The following is a 19,673-nucleotide window of genomic DNA, read 5'->3' on the forward strand; positions in this document are numbered from 1 at the left end:
TTCTAGAGGAACCTGTCCAGTCGTTCCATCAGAAGTTCAGGCACTTCTTCAGCGAGGAAGTGTCCGCACGGAAGCGGTTCTCCTTCGACCTTGTCGGCGCGGGTTTTCCACACTCCGAGGACGTCGAAAGAATTGCCGACGACTCCCCTCTCCCCCCAAAGAACGAGCAATGGCTGGGACACCCGCCTCTGACCGTCTTCGGCATCATGTTTGAGATCTATTCCCGCGGCTGCCCGGTAATCTTCACAGGCCGAATGTATCGCGGCCGGGTCGGAGAACGCACCGATGTATTCCTCCATCACTTCTTCGGGGAACGAGTCCGGTGTCTTGCACCACGCATTGAGCGTCTTCCGCAGGTAGTATCCGGGGTCCGAATTGATAAGCCGCTCCGGAAGATCGTAGGGTTGGATCAAAAAGAACCAGTGATAATAGGCGGTGGCGAATGCCTTGTCGGTTGCGCCATACATCGTATCGGTGGGCGCGATATCCAACAGGACCAGCTTCTCCACGACGTCGTCGTGATCGAGTGCCATGCGGTGGGCGACCCTCGCACCTCTGTCATGGGCGACAACGCTGAAACGGTCGAAACCAAGCTTTCGCATGACTTCCACCTGGTCCTTGGCCATGGCGCGCTTCGAGAAGTTTTCGTGGGCTTCTCCCCCGGCGGGTTTCTGCGATTTCCCGTAGCCGCGCAAATCCGTAGCCACGACAGTGAAGCGCCTGGCTAGCGTTGGTGCAATCTTGTGCCACATCACATGCGTTTGCGGATAGCCGTGGAGAAGAAGGAGCGGCGGGCCGCTCCCTCCAATCCAGGCTTGAATGGTGACGTCCGACGTGACGATCGACCGCTCTTCGAAGCCTTCGAAAATAGGCACGAAAAACCTCCCTGTTTTTTCGACCATTCCCATGACGGCTTACCGATTGACCTGCTCGTACGCGTGGCCAGCACGCAGAACAGTCGCATCGTCAAACGAGCGGCCGGTGAACATGAGCCCGACAGGCAAGCCCTTCACGTCATGGCAGGGTACGGAAATGGATGGATTTCCGGTCAGGTCGAAAGCAGCGCAGTTGCCGACCATGCTCATCGCCATCCGCACGAACGACTTGCGATCTTCCTCGGGACTCTTGGGAACGGAGTGAGCCGTCTGCGGAGTCGTCGGCATGACTACGAGATCGTACTTTTCGAAGACCTTGTTGTAGATCTTGGTGAGCGCGTTCGCGAGATTGCGAGCACGACCGTAGAATACGCCCTGGTATTGCTCGGCCATGTAAGCCGCTACCAGGATGCCAGCTTTCGCCGTCGGGGAGAAGTCGCCGCCATGGCTCTTGATCCCGCGTCCCATGGCCGACATCAGACGGGTGTCATACCAGCCTTTGTTCTGCAGGCTGTGGTGACCAGCGTAGAAAGTCGTCACGCCGCCCTCGCCCGCGATGGAGTTCCATATGAACGGCACATCAAGGTGCTGGGGAACTGAGATTTCTTCGACGGTCGCCCCCAGCGAAGGGAGGAGCCTGATTGCCTCGCGAACGGAATAGTTCACATCTTCGCCGGCGAAAGGCATTTCGAAACCTTCCTTGACGACCGCGATCCTGAGACCGCGGAGGTCACCCGTTAGCGCGCCGAGGTAATCCTGCACTTCGATCGACGACGGCTGACGGGGGTCGACGACATCGTGGTCCTTGCCAGCGATTACGGACAGCATGAGCGCCGAGTCCTCGACAGTGCGGGAATGCGGGCCGATGTGATCAAGAGTTTGGTCGAAGCCAAGGATACCCGTGTATGGAACCAGTCCGTGCGTGGGCTTATGGCCGACGGTACCTGTCCAGGCAGCTGGGATTCGAATCGAGCCGCCTTGGTCCCCGCCCATGGCGATGTCGACCAGCCCCGTTCCCACTGCAATGGCCGAACCACCAGAAGAACCTCCGGCGGTGTATTCGGGGTTTGCCGGGTTGAGCATGATCCCATTGGCGCTGGTATGACCCGCGCCAGAAAAGGCAAAATCATCCGTATTGAGCATCGCGGTGATGTGGCCGCCTGCTTCAAGAATTCGGGTGACGATGGGTGCGTCCATCGTGGGCGTGAAGTCATAGAGCACCCTGGATGCGCCGGACATCGGAATGCCCGCGACCGTAATCGTGTCTTTGATGCCGATAGTCTTGCCGCTGAGCTTTCCTTTGACACCGGGCAGCTGAACGGAGCACAGCCGTGTTACGGCATTATAGGGGTCATCCTTGGGCTCGGGACGAACACCGATCGTCCTGATGGCCGGGACGCTTTCCCGGATTGGTTCCGGCGTCTGCTCGAGCCGGTCATAAAGCGACATGTTCTCGCAGACGAGTTCGTACATATCGTCAACCTCAGCCTCCGTGAGCTGGAGGTGGCGACGGTTACCCAGTTCGATGATGTCTGCTCTGGATGGGCGGCGTACAGGCATTGTACTGTTCCTTCTCTGGTTTTTTCTGGTTGGTTAGATTGTCAGGAATGACTTCACGTCCTCGACATCGACATCGTGGCACTTGGCAGTGCGCACAATGCGTCCTCGGTCGATCACGTGGAGCGTCTCGGATAGGTTCAGAGCAAAGCTGAGAACCTGTTCGGAAAACAGAATGGCGATGCCAAGCTCCCGGCCCAGGCGGCCAAGCGTTCTGGCGATCTCCTTGGTGATGGAAGGCTGGATACCTTCGGTCGGCTCATCGAGAATGAGCAGCTTGGGCTTGGAAACAAGGGCCCGTGCGATAGCGAGTTGCTGCTGCTGACCGCCTGAGAGCAGCCCGCCTTTGCGGGACCGCATTTCGGCTAGAACCGGGAAAAACTCATAGACGAAATCGGGGATGCTCTTGTAGCGACCGGTCTCGAGGCCCGTGCTGATGTTTTCCTCCACGGTAAGGCTCGGAAAGATCATTCGTCCCTGTGGAACGTAGGCCATTCCGGCCCTGACGCGACGGTAGCTCGGTTCCTTGGTGATGTCGTTCCCATCGAAGATGATGTTACCGCTCCGAACCGGCATCATGCCGATAACCGATTTGAGCAAGGTGCTCTTTCCCATGCCGTTGCGACCGACGATGGCAGACGTCCCGGTTCCTTCGATGGTCAAGGTGACACCTCGAACGACGGTGCTTCCACCATAACTGACTTCAACGTTCGAAAGCTCAAGCATGGTGGTCATCTCCAAGGTAAACATCGATGACTAGCGGGTCGCGTTGGACCTGCTCGGCGGTCCCTTCGGACAGGACGCGCCCCTGATGGAGGACCGTGACTTTGGACGCTATCGAGGCAACGAATTCCATGTCATGCTCGATGACGATCAAGGTTCTGTCTGTCGCGATTTCTTTGAGAAGCTCAGCGGTCAGCTCGCGTTCGCGCGGAGACATACCTGCGACCGGTTCGTCCAACAGCAGGAGCTTGGAGTCCTGTAGCAGTAACATAGCAATCTCCAGCCATTGCTTTTGGCCGTGAGAGAGTTCGCCGGCATTTCTGGACAGGTCGGATGTAAGCCGCGCTCTATCCGCGACTTCAAGCACACGTCTTCGCACCTCGGCCGTACGGCGGTAGAAGAGCGACTGCCAGAGGCCATGGGTGTTCGGAAGCGAAATCTCCAGGTTCTCCGCTACCGTCAGATCTTCGTAGACGCTTGGAGCCTGGAATTTCCGTCCCACCCCGGCTCGTACGATCTGATACTCCGGCATCCCCGTGAGCTCCAAGTCACCGAACTTGATGCTGCCGGTAGTGGGGCGCGTCTTCCCGCAGATCATGTCGAGCAAGGTGGTCTTTCCCGCACCATTCGGCCCGATAACGACGCGGAGCTCATTTGGCGCGATGTTCAGGGAAAGGTCCTCGACGGCGCGAAACCCGCCGAAGGAGACGCCGAGGTTTTCGATAACCAGCGCGCCGGCGCGCGCAGCTATGGCATCCGTTCCAGCGATCATCATCGGCATGTCCATATTGCTGAAGGCTTGAATTGCGTCCGACATGGCTACGCCTCCTGCCGTTTGAAGAGCCGAGCTGCCAAGTCACGCCACAGGCCGGCGATCCCGTTCGGCATGAAAGCGACGACAGCAATGAAGCAGCCGCCGAGGAAGAACAGCCAGGCCTCAGGGAACTGCTCCGAAAGGTACGACTTGAGAAAGCCGACCAGGACAGCGCCGGCAACGGCACCAACCGCAGACATCCTTCCGCCGACGGCAGCATAGATGACCATTTCCACCGAAATGACAGTACCGACGATGGTTGGCGTTACCAAACCCACCTGCAGGGTAAACATCGCTCCGCCGATGGAAGAAAGGAGTGCGGCGAATGCGAAAACTGCGGCTTTCATCAGGGCCGTATCGTAGCCCGAGAAACGAACACGATCTTCTCTGTCGCGAATTGCGATGATGATCTTACCCAACCGTGTCTTCACCAGACCGATTGATGCTGCCATGGCCGCCAGCAAGAGCATCACTTGGATAGAGTACATCACAAGGACGGTCTCGTCCGAGAAGAGGTCGTAGCCAGCGATCGTGGAGAAATCGGTGATACCGTTAGCGCCTCCGGTCACGGCCTGTTGGCCGACCAGGAGGATACTCGCCGTCAGCGCGAGCACGAGCGTGACGATCGCGAAATAGACCCCGTTAACCCGCTTTCTGAAAAGGAGGAAGGCGAATGGGAAGGACAACAGAATCGGCACGGCAACAATCATGCAAATGGTGAATGCCAAGCTTTGGAATGGCCGCCACCAAAGCGGCAGCGTTTCGATGCCGCTCCACCCCATGAAGTCCGGCAGTTCTCCACCTGTCGCCTCCAGCTTGAGATATATGGCCAACGCGTAGCCACCGATGCCGAAGAAAATGCCCTGCCCCAGGCTGAGGATACCGCAGTAACCCCAGGTGACCACGATGCCGAGGGCGACGAACGCGAAGGCAAGGTACTTGCCCAGGTTCTGGAGCCAAAATGGATCCAGAATGAGGGGCGCGAACCCGAGAATCGCGGCAGTCAGAATCACCGAAACGAAATCGGCTTTGATTTTTGTCGGTTCCATGGCCTAGCTCCGCGTCTTGGGGCTGAACAGGCCACTTGGCCTGATGTAGAGCGCGAACACGACGAGAGCCAAAACGGCGACCTTCGCCATGGTATTGCTGGTCACGTACTCCAGCACGGTTTGGAACTGGGCGATTGTGAAACTCGATGCGACAGTACCAACGAGACTGGCGACGCCTCCAAAGACCACAACGACGAACGCGTCGACCACATATGCCTGCCCGGTTCCCGGGTTCGTTGAGCCAATCATCGTGAACACTGCCCCGGCGATACCAGCAAGACCGGCTCCAAGAGCGAAGACCGTTGCATCCACTTGGCCGGTGTTGATACCGACGGCAGAACTCATCGCCCGGTGTTGTGTTACTGCCCGCGCCCTCAGGCCGACCCGCGTTCGGAAGAAGAGCAGATAGACAAGGAACGCCACTACCAGCGTGAGTCCGACGATGAAAATCCGATTGATGGGCAGGTCGAGACCCGGCATTGGCTGCCATGCTCCCGCGAGCCACGGTGCCAATGGAACCGATACTTCCTGAGCTCCGAAGACTGAACGGTAGGTTTGCTGAAGGATCAGACTCAATCCCCACGTCGCCAGCAAGGTATCGAGTGGCCGTCTATAAAAAAACCGGACGAAGCCACGTTCCAGACCGTATCCCGCCGCAAAGCAAACTACAAATGCCAGCGGGATTGCGATGAGCAGATAGTAGTCCATCCATCCTTGGAGAAACTGCCCGAAAAATCGGGCAGTGAGATAAGTGGTGTAGGCACCCAAGGTCATGAGTTCGCCGTGGGCCATGTTAATGACGCCCATCAGGCCGAAGACGACAGCGAGACCGAGCGACATTAGCAGCAGGATCGTGAATAGGCTTAGCCCGTTGAACGCCTGCGTCAGAAAAATGAAAACGTTCATTCGCTTCCCTTTCTAGATTTAGCCAGACGCTTTTTGCTTCAGCTTTTCAGGAAGGGGTTTGGCTCCATCGGCTCGGATTCGAGGATGATGTCAAACTGGCCGTCGCTCCTGGAGCGACCGACACGGATGCGTTTGATCATGTGGTGGTTCGTCGGGTGAATCTTGACGAGACCCTCCGGTGCGTTGAACTCCAGGCCCGACGACGCCTCAACTACGGCCGAAACGTCGAACGAACCTGCTTTCTCGACGGCGAGCTTCCAAAGATAGACAGAGCTGTAGGCGCACTCCATCGGATCGCCGATGACACGGTTCTCGCCGTACTTCGCCTTGAAGGCAGCCACGAACCGCTCGTTTTCGGGGTTCTTCACGCTCTGGAAGTATCCCATGCAGGAGTAGATGCCTTCGGCGTTCTCCCTGCCAATGCCGTCGATCTCGTTTTCGGAGATGTTGTTCGAGAGGATATTCTGGACGGTGCCATCGAGGCCCGCTGCTTTCAATTGCTTGCAAAGCGCCACGTTGCTGCCGCCGACGACGATCGAGTAGATCCAATCGGGCTTTGCTTCCTTGATTTTCGTGACGATGGAGGAAAACTCACCGTGGCCAAGCGGAACGAAGTCCTCGCCCACAACCGTTCCTCCGAGCTCCTTAATCTTGTTCTTGGCGATCTGCGCGCAGGTCCTCGGGTAGTCATAGTCGGAACCGATGATGAAGAAGGTCTTTCCGTTCTGCTTGGACATGAACTCGACGGAGGGGATGACGGACTGGCTCGCTTCTTGGGAAGTGTAGAACACCCGGGGATCTTCCTCTCGACCCTCGTAGAAGGTCGGGTAATAGAGCAAGCCTTTGTATTGCTTAACCGCCGGAAGGATTGCCCGGCGCGACGCGGATGTGTAGCACCCGACTATCGCTGCCACCTTGTCACGCTGAAGCAGTTTACGAGCCTTCTCCGCATGGGTAGGGAAGTCGCTGGCACCATCCTCGATCACGGCTTCGATCTGCCGACCAAGGACGCCACCATTCGCGTTGATTTCGTCGACGGCGAATTTCTCCGCCTCCATCAGGGCCACCTCGGAAATGGCCAAGGTTCCCGTCAGTGAATGCAGCAGACCGAGCTTGACCGTGTCGGCAGCGCGGGCGATTTGGGGCAGAAGGCCAGTTCCCGCTGTCGCGGCGAAGACCGAGGCGGAAAGACCGGTTTTAAGAAGATTACGGCGAGTGAAGGTCATCGATATGTTCCCTTGTTGATCTTTTGATGCTCACGGTAACGACGACCTCGCTCGCAGCCGCGGGTGCGGCTTCGCTGCATGGACTGTCGTCCGCCCCGCTTCCCAGTTTTTTTGTTCGAGGCTGGATTTTGTGAAAGCAATGTGACGGTAGCGACGACCTATTTATTTAACAAATGATTTGTTACCATGGGTCCTATGAAGCAATCCGATAATTCCTTAAAGGTTGCATATTCACACTGCAGGGCACAGACAATGGACTTCGACCAGTTGCGGGCATTCGTCGTTATTGCGGAGGAAGGGCACCTCGGAAGAGCCTCCGATAAGCTCAACCTAACTCAATCCGCCGTCTCCAAAAGATTGAAATCGCTGGAAGATATTGCTGGAAGACCCCTTTTTCTGCGGTCGCGGGAAGGGATGACGATTACCGCGTTCGGCACTGCTCTTCTTCCACACGCACGGCACGCGTTGGAAGCCATGCGCAAAGTGCGGGATCTTGTGGTTCCCGCAAAAAGCGTAGTCAGGGGCATCGTCGATATCGGCACTATCATCGATCCAGAGAGCTTGAGGCTCGGGCCGCTCCTGAGGTTGATGGCCGAACTACATCCGGAGCTCACGGTGCGCGTTGTGCACGGCACGACTGGAGACGGGATCAAAGGGGTGTCTTCCAAGAGACTGGATGCTGCGTTCTGCCTCGGAGAGATCGACGACGCGCATTTAGCGACGATACCGCTTTCTACCGAGCGTTATGCGGTTGCGATACCCACACGATGGCTAGGCAAGCTTCCCCATAACACAGCCGAAGAAATCGCCGCGTTACCGTGGGTCGGCGTGTCGGAAGGCAGTTCGCAGATCGCTCTCTTTAAGAGGTTGTTCGGCCCGACCGGAATGCCGATCTTTGCCGCAGAGGCCGATCAGGAGTCATCTATTATCAGCCTTGCACGGGCAGAAGTCGGCGCATGTTTGATCAGGAGGAATTTGCTTTCTGACCCGACATTCGCGCAGGGGCTCTCGATCCTTCCGCAATTCGAATTATTCGCCCCGTTAAACATAATCGTACGCGCCGGGGACAGGAAGCGAGCGGAGATTGTTGCGCTCGCCGCATCACTTTCGAGAATCTGGAAAGCGGAAGCGGAACTCTAAGCGAGCGATGCACCCAGCTTGAGCACTGCCGCGATATTTCTGGCAGCCGAACGGATGTTCCATGGTGCCTCCGCCAACGCCTCGCTAAGCAGGCATGGCCGCGTCACACTTGCAAAAGTTCCCGCAACCCCACTTGTTAAAACCTGATCCGCCCCTGCTCCAAGCGAACCAGAAAGGATGACGACGGGGACTCCCATTTCAAGGGCGATCGAGCTCACGCCGACCGGGGTCTTCCCCATGACGGACTGCCCGTCGGTACGTCCCTCGCCGGTTATCACCAGATCAGCGCCTCTGATCTTCGACGCCAGATTGACAGCATCTGCGACGACCTTCCAACCCGGCCGCACATACGCATTTAAGGCGGCAATGAAACCAGCCGCTAGTCCTCCGCCTGCGCCACCGCCAAGTATAGCGCTAACATCCTGGCCGAGGTCACCGTTGGCGATAACGGCAAATCGTTGAAGCGAACGTTCAAGTGTCTCGACAATTTCGGCGGATGCACCTTTCTGCGGCCCGAACACGGATGATGAACCTTGGGGACCAAGCAGGGGAGCAGTAACATCCGTCGCAAGCTCGATCTTGCAGTTCTTCAGGCGCGGATCCATGTATCTGATGTCGATATGTTCGAGGATAGACAATGAGCCCCCACCCGGTGGCAAATCCTGTCCGAGGCTGTCTAGGAAACGGATCCCCAGAGCCTGAAGCGCGCCCGCTCCTGCGTCGTTGGTGGCGCTTCCCCCCACGCCGAGGATTATGTGAGAAGCACCCAGATCGAGAGCGTGTCTGACAAGTTCGCCAGTGCCGAACGACGATGCTCGCGCCACGTCTCGCTCCGCAGCCGCAACCAACTCCAGTCCGCTGGCGGCAGCCATTTCGATCACCGCAAGTTGCCGATCCTCGACAAAGCCGTAACTGGCCCAGATTTGCCTACCCAGCGGGTCGGTTACTGAAACCGTTTTGATGCGTCCACCCAGGACTGTGGTAACGGCATCGACGGTTCCCTCCCCTCCGTCGGCCATCGGAACCAAAATATAGTCCGCATCGGGAAAGACCTCTCGAAAGCCGGCTTCAACAAGACTTGCGACGTCGCCGGCCCGAACGCTCTCTTTGAACGAATCTGGTGCTATGACGAACTTCATCGACGTCCTCCCATGCGATTGAATGAGAGCTATCGCCGGACGTTCCGCTTGAAAATTGAATTTAGGGAAAGCGTGAGTTTCCGATCTGGCAACGGAGCGAAACCACGAAACTGAACCCTACCTAACTGGCTAGCTGGAGCGCCGGCAGATCTGCGAGCCACTTAGGCCGATGCATCCGAGCTGCGGTTGTCTTAGTTTCGCTCATAAACGAATGCTTTAGTTTAAGACGACGCCCGAGGGCACTGTCTCTGGGACAAAGTCTGATGGCAACCGGGACAAGGGCCGAAAATCTCTAGCGTCCAAATCATGTCGCCTGGAGAACCGCGGACGAACTAATCCGCGAGCGTTGCGTCGCTCAAGGCAGAGTAACGCAAAGGCCTCTGACCAGCCGCCCCCTCAGTGAAGCGTTCCTCGAGTTACGATCTCAAGCCTCGCTTCTAGACATGCCGCGATGAAGGCTTCTCGAGCGACGTTCTGCGATACCCGCCTCTCGATCGCTTCATGGCACGTCCTAAGCGCTTGCTCATACTTCTCGCCGTCCTTAAATGGCCATTCGTGCTCAAGAAAATCGGCCGCCTCGTTTGGGCTGTCAAACCGCCGCTCAAGGCCACTGTGCATCCGAACCTGCAAAGCGTTCGACCACGGCGCTACAGTAAGCTGCATCATCTTTCTCCTGAAAACCAACACCTGAGCGTTGGTAATCTGGGGGGCGCGGGAGTTCAATTCGCGCAAATGGATTACAGGAAAATGCGCGAGCGGGCTGGAAAACACAAGTATCGCGCAAAATGAGCTCACGGATACATCAATGCGCAACGGGCGACTACTACTACGGGGGAGCTGAAATTAAGCAAAACCACTCCGGTTTCTGATATTCTCGTAAATTCTGCGCGGCAAATTCAAAGCATCAATACTATCTATCTACTTCCTTTTGGTAGATCACTTCCTTTGCGATCGCTGAAACTCGGCGGCAATGTCGCCTGGTTCGCAACGAACATCGCAGATCTGATGCTACTCACGGTCGACACAATCCCATAATTTCTCAATCGCTTCTGCGGAATCAGAAAGCTTGGTTTCGATCCGCTTCTTCCCTGTTCTAAAGGTAAGTTTCGAGCTGTTTTTTACCGGCGCTTCAAGGCTCTCCTCTTCGGCACCAGCTTCCAAAGTAAGTATTTGTTCGTTTCGTACGCTGATGCCGCTCAACGGAAAAAGCTTGCCGTCAAAGGCTAACTCGCCCGTCACTTGAGCATCCGACCCGAAATTCCAATCTCTGTTGAAGATATTGATTGTGAACGCCTCGTTCTTGTTGGCGTAGAGCATTACCGCCGTCTTGCGATCGACCTGCTTGGTGACGAGACAGCCGCGATCAGGGTCGTCAGCCATAGCGGACCCGACCCACTCTCCCACCGCGAAGGCGGTGCCTGCTCCGTCCTTCCTCGCATCAAGGGCCGGTTTCCTCAAATCCGTCATTTTTGGCGGCGATCCATCGGATCTGAATTGGAGCAGATATGCCTCTCCTTTGCTGCTTGTCGCCTGACAGCTGATGGTCATCGGCCCTTTGTATGGATTGCTGTACCCGCACCCGCCTTTCACTGCCGTCGTGGTCGGCGGAACACCTTCAATCCCGAGGTTAAAGATGACCATGTCGAGATCTTGCAATTGCGTGTCGGCGTCCGGCTTCGCGCCCTCTAGGCCGGAAAAAGTAGCGACCGTTCCCTTGTCCCCTAACGTGACGGTGAAGCCAGTGCGTCCGTTGTTGTAGATCGAGTGAATGATCTGCGAACCGCAATGGTCGCTGAAGTCCCTGCCAGCCATGATTAGCTTTTCGCAGGAGCCTGTTAGGGCCGCCATGCCGTTCAGATTTGATAGATCCTGGGCTCGAGACGGCAGCGCACAGGAAGCAATCCCGAGAGCCAGCAGCGAAGTAGTTACTGAGAAGCGCATATGTTTTTCCGCCCTAATGCGACGCGGCATCAGCGGCCGTATCGATTGCGGAGACTAACACCAAAAGTTGAATCTAAAGTATATCGACCCGGCCTGATGTGACGCTCATCGACCCGTTGATCTCGTAAACAGTGGCTGCTCGCGATCGATCCAGCTCCGATTAGCGCCAACGCGTCTACGGAGCGTCGTCGGAGGCAACACTAGCTGCGTCGCCTCCGACATGTCTTACTCTGCAGCCTGGCGTAGCGGCGTAAAGCCGATCTGCCGGCGTTGGGGGCTTTCTTGTTTCAGCGTCCGTAACATCTCTTCGTATTCCATCTCGACCTCCGGGGTTACCGATGGACGGACTTCCTGAAGTGCCTTGGCGAAGTCTTCTTTCGACACTGTCGATGCGTCCAGCGATTGGCGGAGCGCAATCAACCCCGCGCGCCGCGTCAGATCTTCAAGATCCGCGCCAGTGAAACGTACCGTCTTGTCTGCAAGCTCATCGAGGTCGATGTCACCCGCCAGCGGCATCTTTCTCGTGTGAATACCGAGAATTTTACGGCGGGCCTTCAAATCCGGAACGGGTACGTAGACCAATTCGTCGAAGCGACCCGGTCTCAACAGCGCCGGATCAAGCAGGTTAGGTCGATTGGTTGCCGCCATGACGACCACGCCCTGCATGTCTTCCAGGCCGTCCATTTCGGCCAAAAGCGTATTCACGACACGCTCGGTCACCGCGGGTTCCCCCATGCCTCCTCCGCGCGCCGGGGCCAAGGAGTCTATCTCGTCAATGAAGATAACTGTCGGCGCAACCTGGCGAGCGCGTTCGAACAGCCTGGAGACCTGCTGTTCGGATTCGCCGTACCATTTCGACAGAAGATCTGAAGATTTGGTGGCGACGAAATTCGCTTCGGCTTCCCGCGCAACGGCTTTCGCCAAAAGAGTCTTGCCTGTACCGGGAGGACCAAACAGGAGGAAGCCCTTGGCTGGACGAATACCCATGCGCTTGAAGGATTGCGGCGCGCGCAGCGGAAGTTCTACCCCTTCCTTGAGCTTCATCTGCGCTTCGTCCAGGCCGCCGACATCGTCCCAGCGCACGTTCGGTGCCTGGATCATGATCTCGCGCAGCGCGGAAGGCTGAATTCGCTTCATCGCAGACAGGAAGTCATCTTGTGAAACCGTAAGCTTCTCAAGGATCTCACTCGGGATACCTTCCCTAAGATTGATGTCCGGCAGCACGCGCCGCAAGGCGTCCATGGCGGCCTCTCGAGCGAGTGCACCGAGATCGGCCCCGACAAAACCGTAGGTCGTCCTGGCGATTTCATCGAGATCGGTACCGTCCGCGAGCGGCATGCCACGGGTGTGAATGGCGAGAACCTCCCGGCGTCCGTTTTGGTCCGGCACGCCGATGACAATCTCGCGATCGAATCGGCCTGGACGCCGCAATGCCTCGTCGATGGCGTCGCGCCTGTTAGTCGCGCCGATAACGACAATATTCTGACGTGGCTCCAGGCCATCCATCAACGTCAAGAGTTGCGCGACGATGCGGCGTTCCACTTCACCCGTGACGTCCTCTCTCTTAGGCGCGATCGAGTCGATCTCGTCGATAAAAATAATGGAAGGAGCGTTTTGCGACGCCTCCTGGAAAACCTGCCTCAGCCGTTCTTCGGACTCTCCGTACCGGCTACCCATGATCTCAGGGCCGGCGATATGGTAGAAGTTCGCTTCGGTCTCGTTCGCAACCGCGCGGGCTAGTAGCGTTTTGCCCGTTCCGGGCGGCCCATAGAGCAGGACGCCCTTAGGTGGATCGATACCCAAGCGCTGAAACAGTTCAGGATGGCGCAAGGGAAGCTCGACCATTTCACGAACCTGATCGACGGAAGAACCAAGACCGCCGATATCGTCGTAGGTTACATCCGCTCGGCGCGCTTCCTTTGGTTCCTCAAATTGCGGACGAAGCTCGACCACTGTCTGCTCTGTCATCTGCACGATGCCGCGCGGCTGGGTCGAGACGACGACCAACCTAATTTCTTGTAGGCCGTAAGCCGGAAGGTTGAGGCGTGGGTCACTTATCCGCTGCTGCACAGATGTCGACACGACATCCCCCGCAACCATCGGTCTCTGGAGAAAAGTTCGCTGCAGCGCCTCACCCGATCCCTGGAGCACGAGGTTCTTCTGTGCCGGAGCTAGGACGACTTTGGTTGCTGGACGAGCCTCGGCTTTTCGGACTTCTATATGATCCCCGCTTGTAGCACCGGCATTGACGCGCTGCAGGCCGTCAAGCCGCACGATATTGAGCCCTTCATCATCGGGATATGGCCGCATCGCGATCGCAGCGGTGTGACGTTTGCCGATCAGCTCGATGAACTCTCCCTCACGTACGCCGATTTTTCCCATCGCGGCGCTCGAAAGTCGCGCGATGCTTCCACCCGCGTCCTGCGGCCTCATGTTCGCTACCTGCAGTGTGAGCACCTGGTCGTCCGAGGCAGACATGATCCCTCCAAAAACTGACAACGAAAAATGAGCAAGTTATATCAAAGCGCAATACGTCCAGCGCCCCACTGGTCGAGTGAGACCGAGCTATGGGACGCGAACGCATACTTTGGATCAAGGCGAAGAAGCTTGCGGCCAAGCCATTGAAACGAAAACAAGCCTGAGCGTTGCAACACCTCGATCCATTGCTTCGTAGGTGCCGAACGTTCTCAATTAAACCTATACGCGGGTATAATTACCGCCTTGAGCGGTTTCCGTTAGGCCGGTGGCCAATCGGACAGCATCCTGACTGTCTCGCCACCCGCCATCTCCATCGAGAACCAATCATGCTCAATGTACCCACCCCACCGTTATCGGGCGGCATCAAAACGACTTCGACTCATAACTACACGGCACCGCTAGTCGCTTTGACCTCGCTGTTTTTCATGTGGGGTTTCATCACCTGTCTCAACGACATCCTGATCCCGCACTTGAAGAGTGTCTTTCAGCTCAATTATACCGAAACGATGTTGATCCAGCTTTGCTTCTTCGGGGCATACTCGATCATTTCGCTGCCTGCAGGCGCGCTGGTGAAGCGCATCTCCTACAAGTGGGGCATCGTTACCGGACTTGGCGTCGCGGCTATCGGATGCGCGCTTTTCATCCCGGCAGCGACCTATCGCGTCTATGCGATCTTTCTCGGAGCGTTGTTTGTGCTCGCTACCGGCGTAACGGTTCTGCAGGTTGCGGCCAATCCATACGTGACTGTCCTCGGAAAACCGGAAACGGCCGCGAGCCGCCTCAACCTGACACAGGCATTCAATTCGCTGGGAACCACCCTTGCGCCGTTGTTCGGCGCTCTTCTGATCCTGTCGGCTGCTACGGCCGCCGTTACGAATGCCGCTCCCGAACAGCTCGACGCCCTCCGTTCGACAGAAGCGGCCGCGGTCAAACTACCCTACCTGATACTCGCCCTGGCATTCCTTGTACTCGCGATCGTTTTTGCAGCGTTGAAATTGCCCAACGTCCAGGAAGAGGAAATCGAGGGTGAACAACTGCCCGGAAACTCGGCGTGGGACTACAGGCATCTTGTACTCGGCGCTGTCGGCATTTTCGTGTACGTCGGTGCTGAAGTCAGCGTAGGCAGCTTCCTCGTGAACTTCTTCTCGGAGCCTACGATAGCGAACCTGTCGGAAGCCGACGCGGCTCATTACGTGGCCTATTTCTGGGGCGGAGCGATGGTCGGAAGGTTCATAGGTTCTGCAGTCATGCGCTATGTAAATGACGGAAAGGCCTTGGCTTTCAATGCTGTGATTTCGGCGCTGTTGCTAGCGATCACCGTCGCGAGCAGCGGGCACGTAGCAATGTGGGCAGTCCTTTCGATCGGCTTATTCAATTCGATCATGTTTCCGACCATCTTCAGCCTCGCCCTCCACGGATTGGGCAGGCATACCAGCCAGGGTTCAGGGATACTTTGCCTGGCAATTGTAGGCGGGGCGATCCTTCCGCTGGTCCAGGGCGGCCTTGCCGACACAGTCGGAATCCACCTGGCGTTCGTCATGCCAATCTTTTGCTACATCTACATCGCGTACTACGGCATTTCAGGTTCGCGCCCTTTCCCGCTGGCGAAGTTCTGAAGTCATGGGAGGATCCTTCGGGTCCTCCCATGCTCGCTGCAGGAGGTCGTTGGACCGCACATTCTTGGTGTCCTCCTGCAATCCGCCGTCCCTGATGGGAGCGCTATTTCTTCGCGGCAAGCTTCAGTAGATCCTGCTCGCAATCCGCGGCAATTCGATTGGCGAGCGATTCCAGCTGTTCTCTGAGATCGGTTGGGAGACCCTGCATGTAGAAATACAGAGTCAGGCGGCCGTTGGTCTGTGCCGCCGGACTACATCCCTTGAGCCAGAGAAATTTATCGACGAGACGTTCGGGTGAGAGGTCGCGGAACGGGCTATCCTGAAACAGCGGTCGGGCCTTCTCGATGATCGACTCGAATCCACGCGACGACAGAGCCGTGAAAAATCTCTTCGCGCGCTCCACGCTCGCCAGGTCTTTGCGTATGCCAGCACCGTGAGCTGCAAGCCTGTCGAACATCGTCCAGCACGTTGGGGCAAAGAACCAAATGAACTTGCTTGTTCCGGAGACGAATTTCAGCTTCGCTTCGTCTACCCCTAGGTTCATCGGCATGCGTCTGAGGATTGCGAGAAACTGCTCGAATTTGTCATCCAAGGTCTTTTTCTCGGCGAATTTAACGAAGTCGGTGCTGTTCAGCACGTTGGCGACGGCTGCCGCAGTTCTGTCGTTTGTCTTATCTTCATCCGCGTCGATGTTGCGGTTGATGCCATAGGCTTTCGCTATGGTGCGCACCGTTTCGGCACTGATCTTTGTTTCCAGCCGTAGAAGTTGGAGATAAACTTGATCGTGAGCAAGCCACCACCGATAGTTCTCAATCGTTGCCCAATAGGCCAACGGCTTTTGCTCCAACGCATGAAGGAGATCTGACTTCGAAGTCATGAGATACACGCCTGCTCCCGGTTATAGATGCCGTTAAGTTTGAGTGTGGAAGGCACGAGCGACCTGTAGATGGTTGAACGAGAAGGCAGCGCGTCAGGCAGCGGGTGCTCTGACCAACATCAAAGTCACCGCAACGGCCCCCAAAGCGACACCCGCGACCTGTGCGGTGCTCAGCCGCTCGCCAAACCATACCACCGCGATAACATTGATGATGACGAGCTGGGCGACCGACGAAAGCGATATTGCGAGGCCGAGTCCGTTATCCCGCATCAACCGGATCATCACCAGATTGCCCAGACAGTATAGTGCTAGCGCAACCACGAGCCACAAAAGGCTGGATGTGAGCACGTATACTTTCGAAGCCGATGCGCCCCCGATGAAAAGCGCGATCGCCACCCCCAACAGAATCAACATTTGGCCTCCCGTCTCTAATCCACGTGGAAGTGGTTTAGGCCGAGATCGTCAACATTCTACCTATGCCGGAGTATAGCTGCGGGCATTGTGCCGAAATGCATGCGTGTGCTTCCACGCCCGCTCGTATCGTTCAAGACCATCCCGTTGCACACGCTTATTGATCGCTACCATGCACCTAAACGGAGCTTTGTATGCGTAGAGATCATGACGATCATCCAGCCGATCGGTACTATACGGGATTTCCGCTAACCGTGATTGGCGGGGCTATGGTCGCCATTATCACGTACCTGATTATAGGCGAGCACATACTGGAAGATCGGCGCAATCAGGCGCGGGTCTTCGTGCCCATCGCCACGGAAGCCGTTATCGCCAGGAGGTAAACCTTGCGTACCAGGCTCGCGCGGCGGATTCAAAACAAGGAGAACGAAATGCACATCACCTACCATGTGGGGTTTCACGACGGCGGCATCGCCTATCGTCTAGGCGATGTCTGGTCGGAGCCTTTCCGCACCCACGACGCTGCCTTTCAAGCGGCTAAAGTCGCGGCGCGTCGGCAGCAGGTTGAAGGCGTCGATACCGAGATAACATACCAAACTCCGGATGGACTTTGGCACAGCGAATACGTTCGCGGCGGTGACCGCCCCGAAGCCGACGTCGTAGACGGCTGAATGAGCCGCATCGCGCAACGGGGTCGTTGCTTAGAGATGGTCCCTAACCATCTCTATTCTCCTGATGAGCTCGATAATCGAATTCGATCTCATCTTTTTCATCATGCTTCCCCTATGGAGCTTCACGGTGATCTCGCTCACGCCGAGCATGTAGGCGATCTGCTTGTTCAACAGACCTTGCGCGACGAGGTCCATCACCTCCCGCTCCCGAGGAGAAAGGGAGCGGACCATCGCAACAACTGCGTCGAGCCTGGCGGAAACTTCGCGCCGTGCGATGTCCCTGTCGATCGCGCGCTGGACCGCGATCAGCAAGGCTTCGGATTCGATTGGTTTCGACAGAAAGTCTACCGCGCCGGCCTTCATGGCGCGGACGGAGGTCGGCACGTCTCCGTAACCAGTGATGAAAATGATCGGCATCTGCTGATCGATTGCCAGCAGGTGCTCTTGGAGTTCCAGTCCAGAAAGATCCGGTAGTTGGACATCGAGAATGATGCATCCCGGACGGTCATCCAGTGGGTGGCGTAGAAACGCCTGCGTCGACCCGAACGTTATGCATTCGATGCCATCGCTTCTTAGGAGATCTGCAATGGCGTCTCGAAGACCGTCGTCGTCGTCGACAACGATTGCAAGAGGTTCCTCGGTCATGCGACCGCATCCTCTATCCCCTGCACGTCGACGCAAGGAAGTGTGAACTCGACAACCGCTCCGCCGGATTGCGAATTGTGCGCGCGTATCGTGCCGCCGAAGCTCTCGACTGTTTTTCTGCAGATGACCAATCCCATCCCCATGCCGTTCGGCTTTGTGGAGACCAGTGGCGTAAATAGGCGTTTCTCGACCGCTCCGTCGAAACCTGGGCCGTTGTCCGATATCCGCACACTAAGCCCGCCGTCGCGCGTACCCAACACCCGAACCCGTATCCGCCCCCCGTTCGTTCCAGACTGACGGAGCGATTGTACGGAGTTCATGATCAAATTTATGAGCACTTGCTGCAACTCAACTCGAATGGCTCTGACGGGACAACTGACACCCGAGCTATCGATTCCGACAGCAACGCCTCCGCGTAGCAGATCGTCCTGTAATAGCGACAGGGTGTCCCGGATGAGAACATCGATATCGATGTTCTCCGGAGTGAGGTTCTGGTTAGTCAGTCTTGCCTTTGTGGCTTTGACGATTTCCCCAGCCCTCCGAGCTTCGGTGACTGCCCTTTCGGCAGCGCCCGCTGCCGCTAGAACATCGCGACTAGGCCCAGACAACCACCTGAGGCATGTTTGAGCACTCATAAGCATCGCCGCGATCGGCTGATTAAGCTCATGGGCGATCGAAGCCGACATAGCTCCCACCGCTGCAAAGCGCGATGCGGCCGCCAGCTCGCTTTGCAGCTTTCGAATTTCCGCGAGCGAACTCTCTCTTTCGCTTATATCGACCATTGCAATGACCACACGGTCGTATTCTTCAGAGACCTCGGGGAATCGGATCGCCAGTAGGGCATGGCACACGTGACCGCCCGGGCCATGCATCCTCGATATCCCCTCGAATCGGGGCTTTCCATCGAGAAGCGCCTGAATGACAGCTACGAATGTGGCAGACGATGTCGGAATAAACCGGCCGAGGCTTCCGTTTAGCTCCTCCGGACAACCCGCATCGAGTAGATCCACAGTCGCTTGGTTCACCACCTTCGTGGTAATCAAGGAAGCGCAATGTTCGACGAAACCCGGATGTTCTCTCGAGTACCGCGAGATATCTGTGACGCCCAGCTTCCTCAACATCTCGACCCGATGCATCAACTGACTGTAGTCCTGCTCCCAAAGAGAAATGAGACTTTGATCGAAAATGCTTCGATATCGCCGTTCGCTGCCCAGCGCCTGGTTTCGCGCTTCCATAAGCATGGTTCGAGTTCGGTGATGTCGGCGGACAAGGATCGTGGTCATCCCGATCGAAGCCAATGCGGCACATAACCTGAGGCCGTTGAAGAACTCCGCATCAATTCCGAAGGTTGCGACAAACGATACGGACGAAAGAACGCCACATACGAACGAAACCCACAGAACGCCCTTCCCTTCCCATGCGTCGGCTAGCAAGAGAATAACTACAACATAGAGGACGGCGACTCCCGTCTCCGTGGACAGCGCGGTATCGACTGTGAATATTCCAGTCCCCAACGCAATAGACACGGCGGTCAACAGCGCCTTCATAGACAAAGGCCGGCTCTGGTCTATCTTTGTTTCGGTATCGAAAACAGTCATTTACATC

19 protein-coding genes are annotated in these 19,673 nt (G+C 56.8%); 4 read left to right on the forward strand and 15 right to left on the reverse strand.

The features are described from left to right. Positions 1 to 2 precede the first annotated feature (2 nt). From JNB85_RS01170 to JNB85_RS01200, 7 genes are read right to left on the reverse strand one after another with little or no spacing between them, the layout of a single operon-like run. Positions 3 to 908 (reverse strand): alpha/beta fold hydrolase, encoded by a 906-nt coding sequence (locus JNB85_RS01170; protein WP_223216389.1) that lies wholly within the window; start codon positions 906 to 908, stop codon positions 3 to 5. 6 nt (positions 909 to 914) lie between these two features. Next, on the reverse strand, positions 915 to 2,435 hold the full coding sequence (locus JNB85_RS01175; protein ID WP_220332563.1) for an amidase: 1,521 nt from the start codon (positions 2,433 to 2,435) through the stop codon (positions 915 to 917). Between the two features lie 33 nt (positions 2,436 to 2,468). Further along, positions 2,469 to 3,158 (reverse strand): urea ABC transporter ATP-binding subunit UrtE, encoded by a 690-nt coding sequence (gene urtE / locus JNB85_RS01180; protein ID WP_220332564.1) that lies wholly within the window; start codon positions 3,156 to 3,158, stop codon positions 2,469 to 2,471. Next, positions 3,151 to 3,927, reverse strand: coding sequence for an urea ABC transporter ATP-binding protein UrtD (urtD, locus tag JNB85_RS01185; RefSeq protein WP_220333079.1), 777 nt, complete (start codon positions 3,925 to 3,927; stop codon positions 3,151 to 3,153). Before urtD ends, urtE begins: the two co-directional genes overlap by 8 nt. A gap of 47 nt (positions 3,928 to 3,974) precedes the next feature. Continuing rightward, positions 3,975 to 5,018, reverse strand: coding sequence for an urea ABC transporter permease subunit UrtC (gene urtC / locus JNB85_RS01190; RefSeq protein WP_220332565.1), 1,044 nt, complete (start codon positions 5,016 to 5,018; stop codon positions 3,975 to 3,977). 3 nt (positions 5,019 to 5,021) lie between these two features. Beyond that, a complete protein-coding gene (gene urtB / locus JNB85_RS01195; RefSeq protein ID WP_220332566.1) occupies positions 5,022 to 5,924 on the reverse strand; it encodes an urea ABC transporter permease subunit UrtB in 903 nt (300 codons plus the stop codon). 38 nt (positions 5,925 to 5,962) lie between these two features. Further along, positions 5,963 to 7,150 (reverse strand): transporter substrate-binding protein, encoded by a 1,188-nt coding sequence (locus JNB85_RS01200; RefSeq protein WP_220332567.1) that lies wholly within the window; start codon positions 7,148 to 7,150, stop codon positions 5,963 to 5,965. A 252-nt stretch (positions 7,151 to 7,402) separates the two neighbouring features. Here JNB85_RS01200 and JNB85_RS01205 point away from each other — a divergent pair, with 252 nt between their 5' ends. Continuing rightward, positions 7,403 to 8,290, forward strand: a complete 888-nt coding sequence (locus tag JNB85_RS01205; RefSeq protein ID WP_220332568.1) for a LysR family transcriptional regulator — start codon at positions 7,403 to 7,405, stop codon at positions 8,288 to 8,290. On the opposite strand, the gene JNB85_RS01210 is transcribed toward JNB85_RS01205, so the two are convergent. The 4 genes from JNB85_RS01210 to JNB85_RS01225 form a co-directional block, all read right to left on the reverse strand. Continuing rightward, positions 8,287 to 9,429 carry a glycerate kinase family protein gene (locus JNB85_RS01210; protein WP_220332569.1) on the reverse strand — a complete coding sequence of 381 codons (1,143 nt, stop codon included), beginning with the start codon at positions 9,427 to 9,429 and terminating at the stop codon, positions 8,287 to 8,289. The genes JNB85_RS01205 and JNB85_RS01210 overlap by 4 nt on opposite strands. Positions 9,430 to 9,825: 396 nt before the next feature. Continuing rightward, complete coding sequence (locus tag JNB85_RS01215) at positions 9,826 to 10,092, reverse strand: DUF982 domain-containing protein (RefSeq protein ID WP_220332570.1); 267 nt, start codon at positions 10,090 to 10,092, stop codon at positions 9,826 to 9,828. Between the two features lie 345 nt (positions 10,093 to 10,437). Further along, positions 10,438 to 11,370, reverse strand: coding sequence for a hypothetical protein (locus tag JNB85_RS01220; protein ID WP_220332571.1), 933 nt, complete (start codon positions 11,368 to 11,370; stop codon positions 10,438 to 10,440). Positions 11,371 to 11,595: 225 nt separating this feature from the next. Continuing rightward, positions 11,596 to 13,848, reverse strand: coding sequence for a CDC48 family AAA ATPase (locus JNB85_RS01225; RefSeq protein ID WP_220332572.1), 2,253 nt, complete (start codon positions 13,846 to 13,848; stop codon positions 11,596 to 11,598). A 323-nt stretch (positions 13,849 to 14,171) separates the two neighbouring features. On the opposite strand from JNB85_RS01225, the gene fucP reads away from it, so the two are divergent. Then, on the forward strand, positions 14,172 to 15,464 hold the full coding sequence (fucP, locus tag JNB85_RS01230; protein ID WP_220333080.1) for an L-fucose:H+ symporter permease: 1,293 nt from the start codon (positions 14,172 to 14,174) through the stop codon (positions 15,462 to 15,464). A gap of 103 nt (positions 15,465 to 15,567) precedes the next feature. On the opposite strand, the gene JNB85_RS01235 is transcribed toward fucP, so the two are convergent. Continuing rightward, positions 15,568 to 16,341: a hypothetical protein gene (locus JNB85_RS01235; RefSeq protein ID WP_220332573.1), complete on the reverse strand. Its 774-nt coding sequence runs from the start codon at positions 16,339 to 16,341 to the stop codon at positions 15,568 to 15,570. Positions 16,342 to 16,434: 93 nt separating this feature from the next. Beyond that, positions 16,435 to 16,755, reverse strand: a complete 321-nt coding sequence (locus JNB85_RS01240) for a hypothetical protein (RefSeq protein WP_220332574.1) — start codon at positions 16,753 to 16,755, stop codon at positions 16,435 to 16,437. A 191-nt stretch (positions 16,756 to 16,946) separates the two neighbouring features. Here JNB85_RS01240 and JNB85_RS01245 point away from each other — a divergent pair, with 191 nt between their 5' ends. Together JNB85_RS01245 and JNB85_RS01250 are read left to right on the forward strand one after the other, a co-directional pair. Further along, positions 16,947 to 17,135 carry a hypothetical protein gene (locus JNB85_RS01245; protein ID WP_220332575.1) on the forward strand — a complete coding sequence of 63 codons (189 nt, stop codon included), beginning with the start codon at positions 16,947 to 16,949 and terminating at the stop codon, positions 17,133 to 17,135. Between the two features lie 48 nt (positions 17,136 to 17,183). Beyond that, positions 17,184 to 17,423 (forward strand): hypothetical protein, encoded by a 240-nt coding sequence (locus JNB85_RS01250; protein ID WP_220332576.1) that lies wholly within the window; start codon positions 17,184 to 17,186, stop codon positions 17,421 to 17,423. Positions 17,424 to 17,453: 30 nt separating this feature from the next. On the opposite strand, the gene JNB85_RS01255 is transcribed toward JNB85_RS01250, so the two are convergent. Both JNB85_RS01255 and JNB85_RS01260 read right to left on the reverse strand, forming a co-directional pair. Beyond that, positions 17,454 to 18,068 carry a response regulator transcription factor gene (locus JNB85_RS01255; protein ID WP_220332577.1) on the reverse strand — a complete coding sequence of 205 codons (615 nt, stop codon included), beginning with the start codon at positions 18,066 to 18,068 and terminating at the stop codon, positions 17,454 to 17,456. Continuing rightward, positions 18,065 to 19,666: a sensor histidine kinase gene (locus JNB85_RS01260; RefSeq protein WP_220332578.1), complete on the reverse strand. Its 1,602-nt coding sequence runs from the start codon at positions 19,664 to 19,666 to the stop codon at positions 18,065 to 18,067. Before JNB85_RS01260 ends, JNB85_RS01255 begins: the two co-directional genes overlap by 4 nt. Between the last annotated feature and the right edge of the window lie 7 nt (positions 19,667 to 19,673).

The organism is Rhizobium mesosinicum, from assembly GCF_019511345.1.
Classification (GTDB): domain Bacteria; phylum Pseudomonadota; class Alphaproteobacteria; order Rhizobiales; family Rhizobiaceae; genus Rhizobium; species Rhizobium mesosinicum.